We start from the raw sequence: 17,027 nt of genomic DNA on the forward strand, positions 1-17,027 counted from the left end.
CCAGACCTGGCCGACACAAGACATTCACGGACGTCTGCTGTTGGCCGAAAGCGGTAGCCTGGTACGGCAGGTTTCGGCTAGAAGCGCACTCGACAGTTAGCCGCTGATGTCTCTACGCTGATCGATCTGGTGAAAGCACACCACTAAAAGGAGCAGTCATGTTGGTAGTTGCCATTGATCGAGATAGCGTTCATGCGGGAGATGATCTGGAAAGTCATGCAATATCGATCACACTCGATCAATCAGCAACACTATCAAACCACCGTGGGCCGCAACTCCTGCGCCAGTTCAATCAGTGCGCGCAATCGCGCTGGCACGAAGCGATGGCCCGAGTAGTAGAGCCTCAACCCGCCAAACGACGGGCACCATGGCATCAACACCGGCACGAGGGCGCCGCTCGCCAGTTCTTCTTGGATGAACCACTCGGAAATGAAACCAATGCCAAGGCCCAACACCACGGCCTGTTTGATGGCCAGCAACTCGTTGGAGGCGAAGCGCACCGGCAGATCCATCTGCAGCTTTTGGCCATCGCGCTCCAGTTCCCACTGGTAGAGGCCACCGTGGGCCATGCGCATGCAGATGCTCTGGTGGGTGAGCAGATCTCGCGGATGCTCGGGCACGCCGTGGCGTTCGAGGTACTCGGGCGTTGCTACCACGAGCATCCGGATGTCACCTGACAGCGGCACGGCAATCATATCTTGCGGCACAGACTCCGCCAGGCGAATCCCGGCGTCGAAGCCACCGGCGATGATGTCGACCATGCTTGATTCGCTGACGATGTCGATGCGCACTTCGGGATAGCGCTGAGCGTACTGCTTCAATAGCGGATCCAACAGCAGGTAGGCCGCCCCATGCGGCGCATTGATGCGCAATGTGCCGCTGGGTTCATCGGGGCCGACGCTGGCTTCTTCGTCGGCACTTTTGATCTGCGCCAACGCAGGTGCGATGCGTGCCACATAGCGTTGCCCGATGTCGGTGAGGGCCACGCTGCGCGTGGAGCGATTGAACAGGCGAACTTTCAGTCGTGCTTCCAGCCCGGCCACCGCACTGCTCACGGCGGTAGTGGACATGCCCAATTCCTGTGCTGCGCCGCGAAAACTGCTGCGGCGCGCCACGGCCAGAACCACTTCCAGCTCGGTCATTCCTGTTCTGTGCATGGATTGTCCTGAATATGCGGATGCTTCATAAGCCAAAGGGTGGCTTATCGGAATAATGAACCCTTCTTAGACTTCATCACAGAGGCTCGATTCAGGCGAGTCGTTTTTGAGCGAGGAGTCGCCATGCAACTCATTGAACATATCTACATCGACGGCGAGTTCGTCATTCCGCACGGTCAGGAATGGTTCGACCTTCATAACCCGAGCACCGAGGAAGTCATCGGTCAGGTTCGGCTGGGCGATGCACTGGACGCACAGCGTGCGATCGCAGCCGCCAAGGTTGCGTTTCCGGCGTGGTCTCATACCAGTCGTGAGGAGCGCATTGCGGCACTGCAACGCATGCACCGGGCCATGGCGGCAAGGGAGGAGGAACTGCTGGAAGCCATCCTCGTGGAATACGGCGCGCCTGCGGTTCGCGGGCGCTGGATGGCGACTTATCCGGCCGATGTGATTGCGCAAGCAATCGATGCACTGGAGGCGTTCGATTTCGAGGAACAGGTCGGCGTGGCCAGGGTCATTCTGACGCCGGTGGGCGTGACCGGCCTGATTACGCCCTGGAACAGCAATGCGGGCTTCATCTGCAACAAGCTGGCCACCGCGCTGGCGACAGGCTGCACCGCTGTCATCAAGCCCAGCGAAATGAGCGCGTTGCAGACGCAGGTCGTGGTCAGGGCGTTGCACGAAGCGGGGCTGCCAGCGGGTGTATTCAATGTCGTCAACGGACGGGGCGATGTGGTTGGCGAGGAGATCGCCCGTCATCCCGACGTTGCCAAGATCTCGTTCACGGGTTCGTCCGCTGTCGGTCAGCATCTGGTAAGAACCGGTGCCGACACCATGAAGCGCGTGACGCTCGAATTGGGCGGCAAGTCCCCCACCGTGGTGCTTGACGATGCTGATTTCCAAGCGGTCATGCCGTTGGTGCTGCAAGCCGGATTTCTCAACAGCGGCCAGGCTTGCATCGCGGGCACTCGCATCCTCGTGCCGCGCAGCCGGCTGGCAGAGTTCGAGCGGATTGCGAAGGAGGGTGTCTCACAGATTCAATCGGGCGATCCACGCAACGCCCACACCGACATCGGTCCAATGGTGAGCCAGAAACAATGGGAGCGGGTGCAGCGCTACATCCGTACCGGCCACGAAGAAGGCGCGAGGTTGCTGGCGGGTGGCGAAGGTCGCCCGGAAGGCTTGCATGCCGGATGGTTCGTGAAGCCCACGATCTTCACTGATGCCACCAACCGGATGCGCATCGCGCGTGAGGAAATTTTCGGCCCCGTGCTGACGATCATCCCCTTCGAGGATGATGCCGATGCGATCAGCATTGCCAACGATACGGACTATGGGCTGAGCGCCCTGGTGCTGGGAAAAAGCTCCGAACGTTGTATGAACGTCGCCCGTCAGATCGATTCGGGACGCGTGCTCATCAACACCTTGGCCCACGAACCGCGTGCCCCCTTCGGTGGATTCAAGCATTCAGGCCTTGGGCGCGAAATGGGCAGGTGGGGGATGAGCGCGTATTTGGAGCCAAAGACGTTGATCGGCTATGACCCATTGAAATGACTGGGTCAGGTCCCTGTCTTGCAGTCCTGGAATGACGAGCCGCGCGCCGGGCTGCATTGCGCTGTTCTTTGCGGGCATCCTTGTATGCGTCGGTATTGCGGCAGCTGCGGCACTTCACTCGATTGAGTTCGCTGCTCGAGGAGAGGTTGTTGCCCTTGTGCCCACAGGCCAGATGCCCGTTTACTTTGAAATGAAGGACCATGAGACGTCTCCTTGGTGACGTGTAAAGGGTTTGACCTTACACACCTCCAAGACGTTCTTTCATGCAGCAGGTGAACCGATGTCCTACCTGAAGCGTGGCAACGGCCGGTCGATCGGTTTGAGCGATGACAGGGTGCTGCGAATCAGCGGGGTATCCTTTTCGATATCGTTCAACCGGTCGCGGATGCGCAGGGCGGTAGGGTGTCCGCCTTGATGGTCGACCCAGTCGGCGATCTCTTTGCAGGCTGCCGCGAGACGCGCCTCCCTGGCCTCGAGCAAGGTAAGGAGAGTGGTGATGGACTCTTTTTCGGACATGGAACACCTCCGTTCATTAATCCGCTCGGTGGCAGCAAAAAGCTCGCGAGGGCGAGCTTTCTGCCGTTGGGGCGCTGCTCCTTCAGCTGATTTTGAGTATAGACCCGTAAATGACCGCTATCGGCCCGAAGACTCGGGTGCGGTCACTCGCGAGCTGGCGGCGTTGAGCCGATGACATTCCTTGCGGGCGTCCTCTTCCCGATCGTAGCCATCGCCGATGAAACCGCCGGTTCGCGTGTCGCTGATGCGATACCAGCCTTGGGCTTCGGCGGGCTCATGGAGGGTTTCTCCTGCGCGCCGACCGTGGATGACGATCTTGTTGCAGCGCTTCACGACGAATATGTCTTCCATGGCGTCACCGCAGCTGATTCGTACCAGATCAACTATAGAAGCCCTGACCGATCGTGCAAAAAATAGGCAAGTCAGTTCGTCGGTTGCAGTTGCCAGCCTGATCGGTGCCAGCGCAGACAGTGGGTCGGATTCAACGCCTCAAGGAAGTGCTGATCGTGGGAAACGGCGACAATGGCGCCCGGAAATGTCTGCAACGCTCGTTCGAATGCTTCCACCGATTGCAGATCCAGATGGTTGGTCGGTTCGTCCAGCAGCAACAGCTGCGCAGGATCCGCTCGCCACAAGGCCAGCGCCAATGCCGCTTTCAGACGCTCGCCACCGCTCAATGCCGCGCTGAGACCCGTGGCGCGGCTCGCATCCAGTTGCAAGTGCGCGAGATAGCTGCGCAGAGTGCCCTCAGTGAGCGCGGCTCCCTGCATCATCAGTTGCTCGGTGATAGAGCGCTGATCGTCCAGTTGCGCCAATTGCTGATCCAGGAACGCGAAGGGCACGTGGGTTGTGGCAGTACCATCGACAGGTGTCAGTTCCCCGGCGAGCACTTTCAACAGCGTTGATTTGCCACAGCCGTTTGGCCCGCTGACAGCGATGCGCATCGGGCCATGGATCGCAAGATTCAGCGCATCGTTCGGCAACCATGGCAGCCGAGCGTCAATCAGCGTGCAGATCTGTCGGTTGTTCGGCACGGCGCTGCCGGGCAGATTGATCTGCACACTGTCCTCAGGCTGCACCTTTGCGTAAGCCTCGCGCACCTGGGCGTCGAGTTCTGACTTGCGGGCCTTATGACCCTGACGGACATGCCCCATGATTTCCCGTGCCGCGCCCTTGATCGCCACGTATTCGAAACTGGCAATGTTGGCGGTTTCGGCGTTGCGACGGGAGTTGGCGGCGTGGCGCTGTACCGTGTCGTGTTCGCGCCGTAATCGAACCCGCTCGCGCTGGCGTTCGCTTCTGGCGTGGTCGAGACGAGCCTGCGCAGCCGCCTGATGAATTCGCTGATGCTCGCGGAACGCCGAATAATTACCACCGAATTCAACGGCGCCCGACGCGCTCAGCTCGACGATCCGCTGCATCCGGTCGAGCAGTTGCCGATCATGGCTGACGACGATCAAACCGGTGTGCCAGCGCTCAAGCGAGTTCATCAGCCATTGGCGTCCGGATGCATCCAGGTGGTTGGTCGGCTCATCCAGAACCAGCAGCGGAGCCTGACTCAAAAAAGCGCCAATCAGGGCAATCCGCGCTTGCTGGCCGCCGCTGAGGTTGCCGGTCTTGTCGGTGAAGGCGACTTCGCTCAGTCCTGAGTCATCGAGCAAGCGGCGCAACCGCTCTGCCAGATCCCATTGTTCGCCAATAAGTTCGAAATCCTCGACTGATCCGCAGCCCTGATTCATCCGCTCCAGAGCCCGAAGAATCGCGGCGCAGCCGGTGGACTCGGCGACCGTCTGGCCGTGTGTCGCGACAACGTTTTGCGCCACATAGGTTGTCGCCACGGCGCGCGTCACGCTGCCGCTGGTGGGGTGCCAATGTCCTGCGATCAGGCGCGCGAGTATGCTTTTGCCAACGCCGTTGCGCCCAACGATGGCGGTCGGGGTGTGATCGAATTTCAGATTGAGTGCAGTGAAAATCGTCTCGCCATTGGCGAACTGAAAACCCAGTTGATTCAGGGAGACGAGAGCAGGCGTACGCGAGACGTGAGTCATCGGCGCCTCCAAAAAATGTTGTGAACACTGACAAGCGCCATGACCGGCGTGTCGCGATTACATTTTTGAAGGCTTAGTTGTTCACTTCTGCGATCGTCCTGGGGAGGTAAGAGGGCGTAGCCTAGTCGAGATGGGCGCAGGCTTCAAGGCGCGCCTGCTTGCTCGGCCATGCGCTCGAGGAACAGCGCCAACGCAACTTCCTCCTTGCGCAGGCCTTTGCGGATGCGCGGTTTCGGCAACTCGGCCAGGGCGCCGAGCATGAAGTGTTCGACCACTGCCGGGTGGATATAGCACTTGCGACAGACTGCCGGCGTGTTGCCCAATTGGCGGGCGACTCCCTTCACCATCTCGACCACATGCCGCTTGGCCTCGGTCTCGGACTCCCATTGCAGTTCCCGCAGGACCGCCAGAGCGAGGGCGCTGCCGGCCCAGGTCCGATAATCCTTGGCGGTAAAATCTGCACCGGTCAGGGTTTGCAGGTAGGTGTTGACGTCAGAGGAACTGACAGTGTGCCGCTCGCCGTTTTCATCCAGATACTGGAACAGGTTCTGTCCCGGAATTTCCAGGCAGCGCTTGATGATGCGAGCCAGTCGCCGGTCCTTCACCGTGATCTGGTGTTCAATACCGCTCTTGCCGCGAAACTGAAACAGGATCGCACTGCCGTTGACCTCGACATGCCGGCTGCGCAGGGTTGTCAGGCCGTAGGAGCGATTGTCCCGGGCGTATTGCGTGTTGCCGACGCGGATCAGCGTGGCGTCGAGCAGCGTGATGACCGTGGCCATGACTTTGTCGCGGCTGAAACCCGGCGCTGCCAGCAGCTTCTCCAGCTGTTTACGCAGTTTGGGCAGCGCCAGACCGAACTCGCGCAGGCGTGAATACTTATCCGCGTCGCGTACTTCGCGCCAGCGCGGGTGATAGCGATATTGCTTGCGTCCACGGGCGTCGCGGCCGGTGGCTTGCAAATGGCCGCGCGGGTCGGCGCAAATCCACACGTCGGTGTAGGCCGGTGGAACGGCCAGCGCGTTGATGCGTTTGATTTCGTCAGGATCGGTGATGCGCTGGCCTTCGGGATCGAAGTAGGCGAATTTTCCGCGCAACTTTTTGCGGGTGATACCGGGCTGCGTGTCATCAACGTAATGCAGATCAGAAGGCAACACTTCGGTGAGCACAGTATCGGGCATGGCGGACTTCCTTCGCGGCAAATCAGGCTGTTAAAGCCATTGACCGCGCGCCATGACGGTCGTGCCCGCGGATTTAAGCCAGTACCGCGACAGCCTTGATCTGTGCCCACAATGACTGGCCCGGATGCACGCCAAGCTGGTCCCGAGAATACCGAGTGATGCGCGCCAGCAACGGTGTTCCCCCGGCATCGAGGCGGATGAGCACGTGCGCAGCGTTATCGGCTGGTTGCTCGCTGACGACTGTGACCGGCAGGCGATTGAGGATGCTGCTGAATTCGCTGTTTTGCAGGGTCAGGCTGATGTCCCGCGCGTGAACCTTGCATCGCAGTCTCTGGCCCTTCGCCAACGGCGCGTGGGTCACGCGAATGTTCAGGGGCGAGTCCGGTAGTTGCAGGCTGAGCAATTGATAGTCGGCATCGTACCCGCTGACCTGGCCTTCGATGATCACGCCAGCGTCGTTGTCCATGGCCAGGGGCAGGTCGAGCCGTGCCAGGGTTTCGCCAATCGGGCCGCTGGCCAGCGCTTTGCCGTCGCTGAGCAGCACCAGATGGTCGGCGAGCCTGGCCACTTCGTCCTGCGCGTGGCTGACATACAGCACGGGGATTTCCAGTTCGTCGTGCAGGCGTTGCAGGTAAGGCAGGATCTCTCTTTTGCGCTGACTGTCGAGGGCTGCCAAAGGCTCATCCATCAGCAGCAGCCGGGGGCTGGTCAACAATGCGCGAGCGATGCCGACACGCTGACGCTCACCGCCGGACAAGTGTTGCGGGTGGCGATCGAGCAAGTGGCCGATCCCCAGCAGTTCGGTGGCTTGGGTCAAGTCGACCCGGCGCTGTGCCCTGGCAATGCGCTTGAGGCCGAACTGCAGATTGGCCAGTACCGACAGATGCGGAAACAGGCTCGCTTCCTGAAACACATAGCCGAGCGCGCGTTTGTGCGGCGGCACGAAAATGCCTTTTTCGCTGTCCTGCCAGACTTCGTCATTGATGCGGATAAAGGCGTGCGGCGCACGCTCAAGCCCGGCGATGCAGCGCAGACAAGTGGTCTTGCCCGAACCGGACTGACCGAACAGCGCTGTCACACCGCGACCGGGCATCTGCAGGTCAACATCGAGGCTGAAGCCTGACCAGGCCAGTTTCAGACGTGCATCAATCATCGATCAGCTCCAGCCCGCGCGGGTCTTGCGGCTGGAATACAGCGCCAGCAACACCAGAAACGAAAACACCAGCATCGCCCCGGCCAGCCAGTGCGCCTGGGCGTACTCCATGGCTTCGACGTGGTCGTAGATTTGTACGGAAACCACCCGGGTCTTGTCGGGAATATTCCCGCCGATCATCAGCACCACGCCGAATTCACCAACGGTGTGGGCGAAGCCAAGGATCGCTGCAGTGATGAAGCCGGGACGCGCCAGCGGCAGGATCACGCTGAAGAAGGTGTCCCAGGGATTGGCGCGTAATGTCGCGGCCACTTCCAGTGGGCGAGTGCCGATCGCGGAGAAGGCGTTTTGCAATGGCTGCACCACGAACGGCATGGAATAGAGCACCGAACCGATCACCAGTCCGGTGAAACTGAAGGTCAAGGTGCCGAGCCCCAGCCATTGGGTGAAGTGGCCAATGAAGCCATTGGGGCCGAGGGCCAGCAGCAGATAGAAACCGATGACCGTCGGTGGCAGTACCAATGGAAGGGCGACAATCGCGCCGATGGGGCCGCGCAGCCAGGAACGGCTGCGCGATAACCACAAGGCAATCGGAGTGCCGACGACCAGCAGGATTGCGGTGGTCAGAGACGCCAGCTTCAGGGTCAGCCATATCGCCGCGAAATCGGCACTCGTCAGCGACATTTACAGCTGATAACCGTAGGACTTGATGACCGCAGCGGCTTTCGGGCCCTTGAGGTAATCAACCAGCGCCTTGGCAGCGGCGTTGTCTTTGCCTTTGTTCAGGATCACCGCGTCTTGCTTGATCGGGTCGTGCATGTTCGCTGGAACGATCCACGCCGAGCCGCTGCTGACCTTGCCGTCCTTGTAGATCTGCGACAGGGCAACGAAGCCCAGTTCGGCGTTGCCGGTGGACACGAACTGGTAAGCCTGGGTGATGTTCTGGCCTTCAACGATCTTGGCTTTGGTGGCCTCAGTCAGATTCAGTTTTTCCAGCACCTGAGTGGCGGCCAGACCATAAGGGGCGGCTTTCGGGTTGGCGATGGACAGGTGCTGATATTCGTTTTTCTTCAGGACGTCGCCTTTGGCATCGACGTAACCTTCCTTGGCCGACCACAGTGCCAGGGTGCCGATGGCGTAGGTGAAGCGCGAACCCTTGACGGTGTCGCCTTCTTTCTCGAGTTTTTCAGGGGTGGTGTCATCGGCCGAGAGGAACACGTCGAACGGCGCGCCATTTTTGATCTGGGTGTAGAACTGGCCCGTGGCGCCATAGGCAGCGACCAACTTGTGTCCGGTGTCTTTTTCGAAATCGGCGGCAACCGCCTGGATCGGTGCGGTGAAGTTGGCCGCGACGGCGACTTGCACTTCGTCGGCCTGGGCGGCGCCGATGGCGAATACCGCGAACAGGACAGGGGCAAAGCGGGTGGCACGATTGATCATGTAACGGCTCCGTGAATGGCAAGTGCAGTGGGCAGTTGTTATTGGAGGGATAGACTGCGCCGTACGATGGGGTGCAACGCTATATAGTGAAATATATAGCGAAATGCCGCCAAACGGGAAGCACTGCTTTTAAACCGAGTGAGGGCGTCACGCTCCTCACTCGCTCGGGTAGATCACCGCGTCAATTTTGCCAGCGCGCCTTCAGCCAGTTGCCGGGTCAGTTCAGCAGTGCCGAGGTCTTTGCCGAGCGTGAACGCCTGACCGGCCCACAGGTTACTGAATTCGGCTTCGCCTTTTGCGCGCAGTGGCATCAAGGCACCGCCAGCCAGCGGAAAGGCAGGGGCCTTGTCCGACATCGGGCCCAGTTCGCGCATCACTCGATTGAGAATCCCCCGTGCCGGACGCCCGGTAAACAGATTGGTTACCGCCGTCTCGCTTTCCTTGGCGGTGCGCAAGGCCTTGTGGTGCGAAGCACTGACTTTCGCTTCCGGGGTAAACAGATACGCCGTGCCGACCTGAACCGCCGAAGCGCCGAGCATGAACGCTGCTGCCACGCCGCGTGCATCGGCAATTGCACCGGCAGCAATCACCGGCACACTCACCGCATCGACCACTTGCGGCACCAGCGCAAACGTACCGACCTGACTGCTCAGGTCAGCGCTGAGGAACATCCCGCGATGACCTCCGGCCTCGTAACCCATGGCGATGATCGCGTCGCAACCGTTCTGCTCCAGCCAGATTGCTTCGTCGACGGTGGTTGCCGACGAGAGGATTTTCGCGCCGGTGGCCTTGACCCGATCCAGCAAGGCTTTTTCCGGCAGGCCGAAATGGAAGCTCACCACTTCAGGGCGAAATTCTTCCAGCACCTCGCAGGCGGCCGCATCGAAGGGCGCACGGTTGGACACCGGCGTCGGCGCATCGAAATCGACACCCAGTTCGCGATAGTAGGGCTCCAGCAGATTTTTCCACTCTCGCGCCTTTTGCTCATCGGCGGCCGGCGGTTGATGGCAGAAGAAGTTGACGTTGAACGGCTTGTTCGTGCCTTGGCGAATGGTCTTCAGCTCTTCGCGCAGTTGCTCGATGGTCAGCATCGCAGCCGGCATCGAACCGAGGCCACCGGCGTTGCACGCTGCGATGACCATCGAAGAATTGGTGGCACCGGCCATGGGGCCCTGGATGATCGGCAGTTCGATGCCGAAAAGGTCAAGAATGCGGGTATCAGGCCATTGGCTCATGGGATAGCTTCTCCGACGACAAAACAGGGCAGGGACGGTAGCAGCCGGTTTTTTAACGCAAAGCCACTCCCAAGACCAGCACAGATTTGTAGCTTGAACAGCCGGCGCTGGCTGGGCGTTCGGGCCCGATTGGCTAAAGGTCGAGTGGGGCAAAATGTTGCCGTGTGCTATTCCAATCCCTCGACATCCTGAATTCCACCCGTGAGAGGCAGTCATGTTCAAAGGCATTTTGATCGACAAAGACGACAGCGGTTATCGCGCCAACCTGCAAGAGATTGATGACGAGCAGTTGCCTGCGGGCGATGTGACGGTTCGTGTCGCGTACAGCACGCTGAATTTCAAGGACGGCCTGGCGATCACCGGTAGCAGCCCGGTGGTGCGCAAGTTCCCGATGGTTCCGGGGATTGATCTGGCGGGCGTCATCGATTCAGTCGGCAGCCACACGCTTGCCAATGCCTGCGCCAGTACCCGGGCCGAAGGCACCGTGGCCGCATGCGGTCTGGCTCAGGGCATGGATTTCCCGGCGTCTGTGGCGCCGTTCATTTTGCGTGGCGTGACGCTGGCCGGGATCAACAGCGTGACCCAGCCCAAGGCTCGCCGCATCGAGGCCTGGAATCGTCTGGCGAAGGATCTGGATTTTGCGCTGTTGCCACTGATCAGCCATGAAATCGGTCTCGGCGAAGCTCTTGAGGCGGCTCCGAAGTTGCTCGCGGGTCAGTTGCGCGGACGGGTTGTGGTCGACGTCAATCGCTGAGACCTCAGCGCCATCGCGGCCCGCCCGGAGCATTCGATGTCACCGCCGGGATTGCGGTGACCGAGCCGTCAGCAGACGTCGAGACGAACCGGATCGAAAGCGGAAAATTTGCCACCGACTTCGAGGCCTGTCGGGCCCCGAATCGGTGGCGATTTACATCGCTGCGTTAAACCTGCGTTTCGCGCAGCAACAGCTCTCGCTTGCGTTCCACGCCCCAGCGGTAGCCGCTGAGGTTACCGTCGCTGCGCACCACGCGGTGGCACGGAATGGCCACCGCGAGGCTGTTGGCGCCGCAAGCCTGGGCCACTGCGCGCACGGCTTTTGGCGAGCCGATACGCAAGGCGATGTCCGCGTAGCTGGCGGTGCTGCCGACCGGAATTTCGCGCAGCGCCTGCCACACACGTTCCTGAAACGCCGTGCCGCGCACATCCAGCGGCAAATCCAGGCCGATGGCAGGCGCCTCTATAAAGCCGACGACGCGAGCGATCAGTTGTTCGAACTCGGCATCGGCACCGATCAGGTTGGCCCGGCGAAACTGGTCCTGCAGGTCGCACACCAGTTGGTGCGGATCGTCCCCCAGCAGAATCGCGCAGATTCCGCGCGCGCTCTGCGCCACCAGAATGGCGCCGAGCGAGCACTGGCCGACGGCGAAGCGGATGTCGTTGTTCTGCCCGGCTGCGCGGAAGTCGCCGGGTTTCATGCCCAGTACCTGATCGGCGGCCTCGTAGAAACGGCTGTTGGAATTGAAACCGGCGTCATACAACGCCTCGGTCACCGAGCCGCCGTCCGCCAGACGCTGACGGACCCGGCGCGAGCGATGTGCGGCGGCGTAGCCTTTTGGGGTCAGACCCGTTGCGGCCTTGAAGACGCGATGAAAGTGGAAGGCGCTCAGGCCAGCGGTTTCGGCGAGATCGTTGAGTGCCGGCAGGCTGTCCGACGCTTCGATCTGGCGACAGGCTGCCGCGACGGTGGCGGCATGCTGAGCAGCGACTTCGGTCTGATCCTTGCTCGCCCGTTTGCTGGGGCGATAGCCCGCTGCCTCGGCTTCTTCGGCGGTGTCGAAGAACTCGACGTTCTGCGGTTTCGGCAAGCGCGCCAGGCTGCTGGGGCGGCAATAGATGCCGGTGGTTTTCACGGCATAGACAAACTGGCCGTCTGCCCGAGGGTCGCGTGCCACGACAGCGGCCCACCGTGGATCGTCTTCAGTGTTCAGCGAGGTGGAAAGCGTTTTCATGATGGAGAGTCCGTTGACCTGTTGAATGTCAGGTTAACCAGTGCCACCGGCCGGAACACTCCGACCCTTGCGGTCAAACTTTGCAGGATTATCCAGCGGTACGAAACGTCAGGTTGAAACGCTGCTCGCCCAGGCGCGGATGCCGGCCGGGCTTGATCGGCAGGATCCCGTGGTAGCGCAGCCGGTCTACACCACCCCAGATCACCATGTCGCCGTGCAGCAGCGAGATTTTCTGGCTCCTGTCGCCGCGTGCGAAACCGCCGAACAGGAACGTTGCGGGTAGGCCCAAAGACAGCGAAACGATCGGCGCTTCGTAGGTTTTTTCGTCTTTGTCCTGATGCAGCGACATCTTTGCGCCTGGGACATAACGATTGATCAGGCAGGAGTCCGGAACGAAGTCGGCAAATCCGGCGCTTTTCGCTGCCGTCTGGGCCAGCTCGCGAAACACTTCGGGCATGGCCGGCCAGGGCTGATGGCTCACGGGATCTTCGGATGAATAGCGGTAGCCGCTGCGATCGGTGATCCAGCCCACTGCTCCGCAACTGCTGGTGGCCACCGACATGCTGAAGCCCCCGGGCGTCATCATGTGGCGCAGCGGGGCGCGAGCGATGATCGATTCCAGGGCCGGCAACAACTGCTCGATTTGTGGAAGGGCAAAGCCGCGCAGCACCCAGGATTGTTCACCGATCTGTTCGGTGCGCCGGGGCTGTTCGGATTCTGTGTCGGCGAACAGGTCGAAGGTGGTTTGCATGATCGTCAGGTCGCGTCGTGGAAAATGATGCCCAGAGTATGCCGTGTTCCGCTGTGCAATCGGCTGACGCCGTGGCGCATGCTTACTCGATAGTCGCCGCGCGTGCCTTTGACCGGGCGCTGGTTGACGGCAAAGATCAGCGCGTCGCCTTTTCTCAGGTCCATCACCAGCGGGCGCGACTGCATTCTCGGGCGCTGTTCAGTCAAAACGAACTCGCCGCCGGTGAAATCTTTGCCAGGTTCTGACAGAAGAATCGCCACTTGCAGCGGAAAGACATGTTCACCGTACAGATCCTGATGCAGACAGTTGTAGTCCTGCGGGCCGTATTGCAGCAAGAGCGGGGTAGGCCGCAATTGACCGGCAGCGTGGCAGCGATGGAGAAATTCGCTGTGCTGTTCTGGAAAGCGTTCAGGCAGCCCCATTCGCTCATGCCAGCGGTTGGCCAAAGGTACAAGTCGCGGGTAGAGCGCGCTGCGCAGGCGTTCGACCACGGGCGGAAGCGGATAGCGCAGGTATTTGTATTCCCCGCGCCCGAAACCGTGGCGGGCCATGATGACTTGGGATCGAAACGGTTCACTTTGTGGGTAAAGCGCACTCAATCGATCACAGGTGTCCGGGCGCAGCAGCGTACGGACGACCGCGCAACCGTCCTGGTCCAGTTGCTGCTCCAGGGCGATCCAGTCGAGCGCATCGAGCGGAGAGACGGATGAGCGTGACATGCTGATTCCTTGGCTTGCATTCAGGTCTCAGTGTGGGCCGTCCACCCGCTCGGAACACTCCGCCGCTTGCGGTCGAATTGTCATCCGGGTTTACAGGGCCTTGCTGACGCTGATGTCGCTGATCACATCGTCGCTCTGGCCGTGCAAGGCATCCAGTGCTGCCTTGGCTTCTTCCGGCGTGCCCTTTTCCAGTTGGGCGAACTCGAAACGGCGTTCACCGTTGAGTTTGTACTTGATCACGTATTTGGTCGTTTGGGCCACGTTGATGCTTACCTGTCTGCGTTGGCGGAGTTGCTCAGCTGAGTTTGGAGCTCGAGCGGCGAATGATCTTGATCGAGTGCGTCAGGGTCGGCTTGCGGGTCACGCTGATCGCACGGCGGTTGACGGTGTCGATGGTGATGTTCCAGAAGCCGGTGCTCGGCGCGGTAATACGGGCCGGGAACGTGTCGAAAGCACCACCGTGATAGGTGTGACGGCCGCCATTCTTGAAGCTGCGAAAGTTGGCGTCGTTCATCAAGCGGATATTGCAGGTTTGCGAGCATTGAATGACGACGATGTCGTCTTCGTTGAGGTGCTCGCGCTGGTGAATGAATTTCATGGGCGCCTCCAGAAGGGCTTTTTCTACAAAATCAAAACGATAGCATTGTCGATTGGCGCAGTTTATCAGCCCGGACAGGTTATTATCCGGCCGTCGGGCGCCGCTTTGACAATTAAAAACAGATATTCACGATTCGATGTGGATTAAATGCAATGGGCCTTGGAGAAAAACGGCATTCGTGCTGTCGGAGGGTCTTTATCGGAGGTTTTGTATGAAGTGGGGTGTGGTGATTCTGCCGTTGGCATTGGCAATGGGTGGTTGCGCAAGTGTTTCGGAAATCAATGAAACACTGCCGACCATGAACGTCATTTCCGGTAAGAAGCCCCATGAGTATGCTGAATGCCTGGCCGAGAAGCTGTCCGGCAGCCGGGGCGCCCTGCAGGTCGAGCGGCACGAGGACGAAGTCCGGGTCATCGTTCCGGGCAAGCTGGGATCAGGTCCCGCCGCAGTGTTTGATATCGAGGATCGCTCCGGTGGCAGCAGCATCAAGCTGCATGAACGGATGTCCAATGTGCCGCTGCGTCCATGGGATGTGCGCAAAGCCGCCACTGCCTGTATTTCCGGCTGATAGACTGTCCGCCGTCAGCATTGATGCCGTCACAGCATTGCTGTGGCGGCATTGTCATTTCTGGAGAGGTGAATGAAGAGAGAGCAGGTGCGGGAGCGACACAAGGAAGGGCTCATTGCGGCTACCCATGTGATCCAGAACCCGGCAAATCCGGGAGAGTGGATCGTGTTCTTCAAGAAAAGTGCCGGTCGCAGTTATTTTCTGGTGGACGATAACGACGAAGTCGAATCCTTCAACCGACTCGATGACCTGATCGAGGTCGTGCGCGGGCTGGGGATCAAATTCGCCGAAATTCACATGTAAGGCTACTTACATACCACCACTACGCTACGGGTTTTGTAGTTGCCGACATCTACGCCCAGCGTCTTGTCGTCTTCCTTGGGCGCCGGTGTGCCTTCAGTCCCGACAATGCGATAGCCGGTTCCGGCGCATGATGCATCAGCCTTTTCGTAACAGCTGGCCCAGGAATTGGCTTCGCCGGAGCAGTCGATGCTCAAACCCTGTTCGCCGTTGTTCAGGTAGGTGGTCTGCGATGTGGCGCAGCCGGCCAGGGCCGCGAGCGCAATCAGGGGTAGAAAACTGATGAAGGGGCGGTTGATCATGGCAATGTCGTCTTCGAGGAGGAGGGGGCTAGACGCTATGACAGCGCCGGCATGAAAAGGTTATAGCGATTGGCCAGTTCTTTGCGCACAGCCCAAAAAAAGCCCTGCGCGAAGGCAGGGCCGAGATTCGTGGTTGCCGATCAGTCTTGGTCCTTGCCGCGACGCTTCGGTGCAGGAGGCGTGTAATCAAGCACCGCGGCCACCTCTATCGCCATCGCTTCAGTGGGCAACGGACCGGACACATCTTCGCCGTTGGCGGCGGTGATATGCCACTGGCCATCTTTCGCCTTGGCGACGCTGTACCCATTGATGATTTTTGCTGCGGACATCTCACTGCCTCGTTGGCTGTTTCAAAGGCGTCATGATAACGGTAAATCGGCGACTGGCGCAGGTCGATGAGGTATTCCTGGATCTTTGGACTACGCTGATTTCGCAGCCTTTGTGTGCGGATTGAACTATCCGCGAGAATATTTCTCTATGTTGACATCGGTTAGCCAGTGCGGGGCATTGTAAGGTGCACGCCGCCTGATTAGACTGCGCCGAAACTCGTACACACAGCCCTTTCAAGGACTTATATGATCAAGAAATGCTTGTTCCCAGCAGCCGGTTACGGTACTCGCTTCCTCCCAGCGACGAAGGCCATGCCCAAAGAAATGCTGCCGGTGGTAAACAAGCCACTGATCCAGTACGGCGTCGAAGAAGCTCTGGATGCTGGCCTGAACGAAATCTCCATCGTGACCGGTCGTGGCAAGCGCGCCCTGGAAGACCACTTCGACATCAGCTATGAACTGGAAAACCAGATCAAAGGCACCGACAAGGAAAAATACCTGGTCGGTATCCGCAAGCTGCTGGACGAGTGCTCGTTCTCCTACACTCGTCAGACCGAAATGAAAGGCCTGGGCCACGCGATCCTGACCGGTCGTCCGCTGATCGGTGACGAACCGTTCGCTGTGGTGCTGGCAGACGACCTGTGTGTCAACCTCGAAGGCGACGGCGTACTGACCCAGATGGTCAAGCTGTACAAGCAGTTCCGCTGCTCGATCATTGCCATCCAGGAAGTCGATCCGCAGGAAACCAGCAAGTACGGTGTGATCGCTGGCGAAATGATCCGCGACGACATCTACCGCGTACACAGCATGGTCGAGAAGCCAAAGCCGGAAGACGCACCGTCGAACCTGGCGATCATCGGCCGCTATATCCTGACCCCGGACATTTTCGACCTGATCGAACAGACCGAGCCAGGCAAGGGCGGGGAAATCCAGATCACCGACGCCCTGATGAAACAAGCCCAGAACGGCTGCGTGATGGCCTACAAGTTCAAGGGCAAGCGTTTCGACTGCGGCGGTGCTGAAGGCTACATCGAGGCAACCAACTTCTGCTTCGAGAATTTCTACAAGACTGGCAAGGCGTACTGATAGCGCCTGACTGTCTGAAGGTACGTCACACGGTCTGAATCGTGTGATGCTAAAAACAAACGCCCCGACATGTTCGGGGCGTTTGCGTTTGTGGGGAGAAAT

The 17,027-nt window shown here is 59.8% G+C and carries 21 protein-coding genes and 1 pseudogene; 5 read left to right on the forward strand and 17 right to left on the reverse strand.

From position 1 onward, the window contains the following. Positions 1 to 254: 254 nt before the first annotated feature. Entirely contained in the window at positions 255 to 1,157 is a 903-nt protein-coding gene (locus tag CAF79_RS00855) for a LysR family transcriptional regulator (RefSeq protein WP_170929677.1), read from the reverse strand. Between the two features lie 123 nt (positions 1,158 to 1,280). Between CAF79_RS00855 and CAF79_RS00860 the strand changes: the two genes are divergently transcribed. Further along, on the forward strand, positions 1,281 to 2,711 hold the full coding sequence (locus CAF79_RS00860; RefSeq protein WP_085696001.1) for an aldehyde dehydrogenase family protein: 1,431 nt from the start codon (positions 1,281 to 1,283) through the stop codon (positions 2,709 to 2,711). Positions 2,712 to 2,730: 19 nt separating this feature from the next. Here the strand turns inward: CAF79_RS00860 and CAF79_RS29615 are convergent. The 9 genes and pseudogenes from CAF79_RS29615 to CAF79_RS00905 form a co-directional block, all read right to left on the reverse strand. Beyond that, a pseudogene (locus CAF79_RS29615) lies at positions 2,731 to 2,913 on the reverse strand (hypothetical protein); the annotation flags it as partial. Between the two features lie 83 nt (positions 2,914 to 2,996). Continuing rightward, positions 2,997 to 3,227: a hypothetical protein gene (locus CAF79_RS00870; RefSeq protein ID WP_085696003.1), complete on the reverse strand. Its 231-nt coding sequence runs from the start codon at positions 3,225 to 3,227 to the stop codon at positions 2,997 to 2,999. Between the two features lie 117 nt (positions 3,228 to 3,344). Then, positions 3,345 to 3,578 (reverse strand): hypothetical protein, encoded by a 234-nt coding sequence (locus CAF79_RS00875; RefSeq protein ID WP_085696004.1) that lies wholly within the window; start codon positions 3,576 to 3,578, stop codon positions 3,345 to 3,347. 71 nt (positions 3,579 to 3,649) lie between these two features. Beyond that, positions 3,650 to 5,275 (reverse strand): ABC-F family ATP-binding cassette domain-containing protein, encoded by a 1,626-nt coding sequence (locus CAF79_RS00880; RefSeq protein ID WP_085696005.1) that lies wholly within the window; start codon positions 5,273 to 5,275, stop codon positions 3,650 to 3,652. Positions 5,276 to 5,418: 143 nt separating this feature from the next. Then, positions 5,419 to 6,456, reverse strand: coding sequence for a DNA topoisomerase IB (locus tag CAF79_RS00885; protein ID WP_085696006.1), 1,038 nt, complete (start codon positions 6,454 to 6,456; stop codon positions 5,419 to 5,421). A 73-nt stretch (positions 6,457 to 6,529) separates the two neighbouring features. Next, positions 6,530 to 7,609, reverse strand: a complete 1,080-nt coding sequence (modC, locus tag CAF79_RS00890) for a molybdenum ABC transporter ATP-binding protein (protein WP_085696007.1) — start codon at positions 7,607 to 7,609, stop codon at positions 6,530 to 6,532. A gap of 3 nt (positions 7,610 to 7,612) precedes the next feature. Further along, positions 7,613 to 8,293 carry a molybdate ABC transporter permease subunit gene (gene modB, locus CAF79_RS00895; RefSeq protein ID WP_007958914.1) on the reverse strand — a complete coding sequence of 227 codons (681 nt, stop codon included), beginning with the start codon at positions 8,291 to 8,293 and terminating at the stop codon, positions 7,613 to 7,615. After that, on the reverse strand, positions 8,294 to 9,049 hold the full coding sequence (gene modA / locus CAF79_RS00900) for a molybdate ABC transporter substrate-binding protein (protein WP_085696008.1): 756 nt from the start codon (positions 9,047 to 9,049) through the stop codon (positions 8,294 to 8,296). A gap of 173 nt (positions 9,050 to 9,222) precedes the next feature. Beyond that, the gene (locus CAF79_RS00905; protein ID WP_085696009.1) at positions 9,223 to 10,284 is read right to left on the reverse strand and encodes a nitronate monooxygenase family protein; all 1,062 of its coding nucleotides are present in this window, start codon (positions 10,282 to 10,284) and stop codon (positions 9,223 to 9,225) included. Between the two features lie 214 nt (positions 10,285 to 10,498). Here CAF79_RS00905 and CAF79_RS00910 point away from each other — a divergent pair, with 214 nt between their 5' ends. Continuing rightward, positions 10,499 to 11,038 carry an alcohol dehydrogenase catalytic domain-containing protein gene (locus CAF79_RS00910; RefSeq protein ID WP_085696010.1) on the forward strand — a complete coding sequence of 180 codons (540 nt, stop codon included), beginning with the start codon at positions 10,499 to 10,501 and terminating at the stop codon, positions 11,036 to 11,038. 166 nt (positions 11,039 to 11,204) lie between these two features. Here CAF79_RS00910 and ada read toward each other — a convergent pair whose 3' ends face one another. The 5 genes from ada to CAF79_RS00930 all read right to left on the reverse strand — a co-directional run bounded on the left by ada (position 11,205) and on the right by CAF79_RS00930 (position 14,340). Further along, on the reverse strand, positions 11,205 to 12,272 hold the full coding sequence (gene ada, locus CAF79_RS00915) for a bifunctional DNA-binding transcriptional regulator/O6-methylguanine-DNA methyltransferase Ada (protein WP_085696011.1): 1,068 nt from the start codon (positions 12,270 to 12,272) through the stop codon (positions 11,205 to 11,207). A gap of 88 nt (positions 12,273 to 12,360) precedes the next feature. After that, positions 12,361 to 13,023: a DNA oxidative demethylase AlkB gene (gene alkB / locus CAF79_RS00920; RefSeq protein WP_085696012.1), complete on the reverse strand. Its 663-nt coding sequence runs from the start codon at positions 13,021 to 13,023 to the stop codon at positions 12,361 to 12,363. A gap of 5 nt (positions 13,024 to 13,028) precedes the next feature. Next, on the reverse strand, positions 13,029 to 13,742 hold the full coding sequence (locus CAF79_RS00925; protein ID WP_085696013.1) for a 2OG-Fe(II) oxygenase: 714 nt from the start codon (positions 13,740 to 13,742) through the stop codon (positions 13,029 to 13,031). Positions 13,743 to 13,832: 90 nt separating this feature from the next. Next, on the reverse strand, positions 13,833 to 14,003 hold the full coding sequence (locus tag CAF79_RS29055; RefSeq protein ID WP_170929678.1) for a hypothetical protein: 171 nt from the start codon (positions 14,001 to 14,003) through the stop codon (positions 13,833 to 13,835). Between the two features lie 34 nt (positions 14,004 to 14,037). Continuing rightward, positions 14,038 to 14,340 carry a DUF1883 domain-containing protein gene (locus CAF79_RS00930; RefSeq protein WP_007958929.1) on the reverse strand — a complete coding sequence of 101 codons (303 nt, stop codon included), beginning with the start codon at positions 14,338 to 14,340 and terminating at the stop codon, positions 14,038 to 14,040. A 211-nt stretch (positions 14,341 to 14,551) separates the two neighbouring features. On the opposite strand from CAF79_RS00930, the gene CAF79_RS00935 reads away from it, so the two are divergent. Both CAF79_RS00935 and CAF79_RS00940 read left to right on the forward strand, forming a co-directional pair. After that, positions 14,552 to 14,908, forward strand: a complete 357-nt coding sequence (locus tag CAF79_RS00935; RefSeq protein ID WP_085696014.1) for a hypothetical protein — start codon at positions 14,552 to 14,554, stop codon at positions 14,906 to 14,908. A 72-nt stretch (positions 14,909 to 14,980) separates the two neighbouring features. Then, on the forward strand, positions 14,981 to 15,211 hold the full coding sequence (locus CAF79_RS00940) for a hypothetical protein (RefSeq protein ID WP_011334337.1): 231 nt from the start codon (positions 14,981 to 14,983) through the stop codon (positions 15,209 to 15,211). A gap of 2 nt (positions 15,212 to 15,213) precedes the next feature. On the opposite strand, the gene CAF79_RS00945 is transcribed toward CAF79_RS00940, so the two are convergent. Continuing rightward, on the reverse strand, positions 15,214 to 15,510 hold the full coding sequence (locus tag CAF79_RS00945; RefSeq protein WP_085696015.1) for a hypothetical protein: 297 nt from the start codon (positions 15,508 to 15,510) through the stop codon (positions 15,214 to 15,216). A gap of 140 nt (positions 15,511 to 15,650) precedes the next feature. Then, positions 15,651 to 15,839: a hypothetical protein gene (locus CAF79_RS00950; RefSeq protein WP_085696016.1), complete on the reverse strand. Its 189-nt coding sequence runs from the start codon at positions 15,837 to 15,839 to the stop codon at positions 15,651 to 15,653. A 246-nt stretch (positions 15,840 to 16,085) separates the two neighbouring features. On the opposite strand from CAF79_RS00950, the gene galU reads away from it, so the two are divergent. Continuing rightward, on the forward strand, positions 16,086 to 16,925 hold the full coding sequence (gene galU, locus CAF79_RS00955) for a UTP--glucose-1-phosphate uridylyltransferase GalU (RefSeq protein WP_007958937.1): 840 nt from the start codon (positions 16,086 to 16,088) through the stop codon (positions 16,923 to 16,925). The last annotated feature ends 102 nt before the right edge of the window (positions 16,926 to 17,027 follow it).

The organism is Pseudomonas sp. B26(2017), from assembly GCF_002113045.1.
Lineage (GTDB): Bacteria > Pseudomonadota > Gammaproteobacteria > Pseudomonadales > Pseudomonadaceae > Aquipseudomonas.

Coding starts and splice junctions, on each gene's coding strand:
- CAF79_RS00925 (WP_085696013.1), bottom strand. CDS start 13,742: ATGTCACGCTCATCCGTCTCTCCGCTCGATGCGCTCGACTGGATCGCC.
- alkB (WP_085696012.1), bottom strand. CDS start 13,023: ATGCAAACCACCTTCGACCTGTTCGCCGACACAGAATCCGAACAGCCC.
- modB (WP_007958914.1), bottom strand. CDS start 8,293: ATGTCGCTGACGAGTGCCGATTTCGCGGCGATATGGCTGACCCTGAAG.
- CAF79_RS00870 (WP_085696003.1), bottom strand. CDS start 3,227: ATGTCCGAAAAAGAGTCCATCACCACTCTCCTTACCTTGCTCGAGGCC.
- CAF79_RS00875 (WP_085696004.1), bottom strand. CDS start 3,578: ATGGAAGACATATTCGTCGTGAAGCGCTGCAACAAGATCGTCATCCAC.
- modA (WP_085696008.1), bottom strand. CDS start 9,049: ATGATCAATCGTGCCACCCGCTTTGCCCCTGTCCTGTTCGCGGTATTC.
- ada (WP_085696011.1), bottom strand. CDS start 12,272: ATGAAAACGCTTTCCACCTCGCTGAACACTGAAGACGATCCACGGTGG.
- CAF79_RS00950 (WP_085696016.1), bottom strand. CDS start 15,839: ATGTCCGCAGCAAAAATCATCAATGGGTACAGCGTCGCCAAGGCGAAA.
- CAF79_RS00930 (WP_007958929.1), bottom strand. CDS start 14,340: ATGAAATTCATTCACCAGCGCGAGCACCTCAACGAAGACGACATCGTC.
- CAF79_RS00940 (WP_011334337.1), top strand. CDS start 14,981: ATGAAGAGAGAGCAGGTGCGGGAGCGACACAAGGAAGGGCTCATTGCG.
- CAF79_RS00885 (WP_085696006.1), bottom strand. CDS start 6,456: ATGCCCGATACTGTGCTCACCGAAGTGTTGCCTTCTGATCTGCATTAC.
- CAF79_RS00910 (WP_085696010.1), top strand. CDS start 10,499: ATGTTCAAAGGCATTTTGATCGACAAAGACGACAGCGGTTATCGCGCC.
- CAF79_RS00945 (WP_085696015.1), bottom strand. CDS start 15,510: ATGATCAACCGCCCCTTCATCAGTTTTCTACCCCTGATTGCGCTCGCG.
- CAF79_RS00855 (WP_170929677.1), bottom strand. CDS start 1,157: ATGCACAGAACAGGAATGACCGAGCTGGAAGTGGTTCTGGCCGTGGCG.
- modC (WP_085696007.1), bottom strand. CDS start 7,609: ATGATTGATGCACGTCTGAAACTGGCCTGGTCAGGCTTCAGCCTCGAT.
- CAF79_RS00860 (WP_085696001.1), top strand. CDS start 1,281: ATGCAACTCATTGAACATATCTACATCGACGGCGAGTTCGTCATTCCG.
- CAF79_RS00935 (WP_085696014.1), top strand. CDS start 14,552: ATGAAGTGGGGTGTGGTGATTCTGCCGTTGGCATTGGCAATGGGTGGT.
- CAF79_RS00905 (WP_085696009.1), bottom strand. CDS start 10,284: ATGAGCCAATGGCCTGATACCCGCATTCTTGACCTTTTCGGCATCGAA.
- galU (WP_007958937.1), top strand. CDS start 16,086: ATGATCAAGAAATGCTTGTTCCCAGCAGCCGGTTACGGTACTCGCTTC.
- CAF79_RS00880 (WP_085696005.1), bottom strand. CDS start 5,275: ATGACTCACGTCTCGCGTACGCCTGCTCTCGTCTCCCTGAATCAACTG.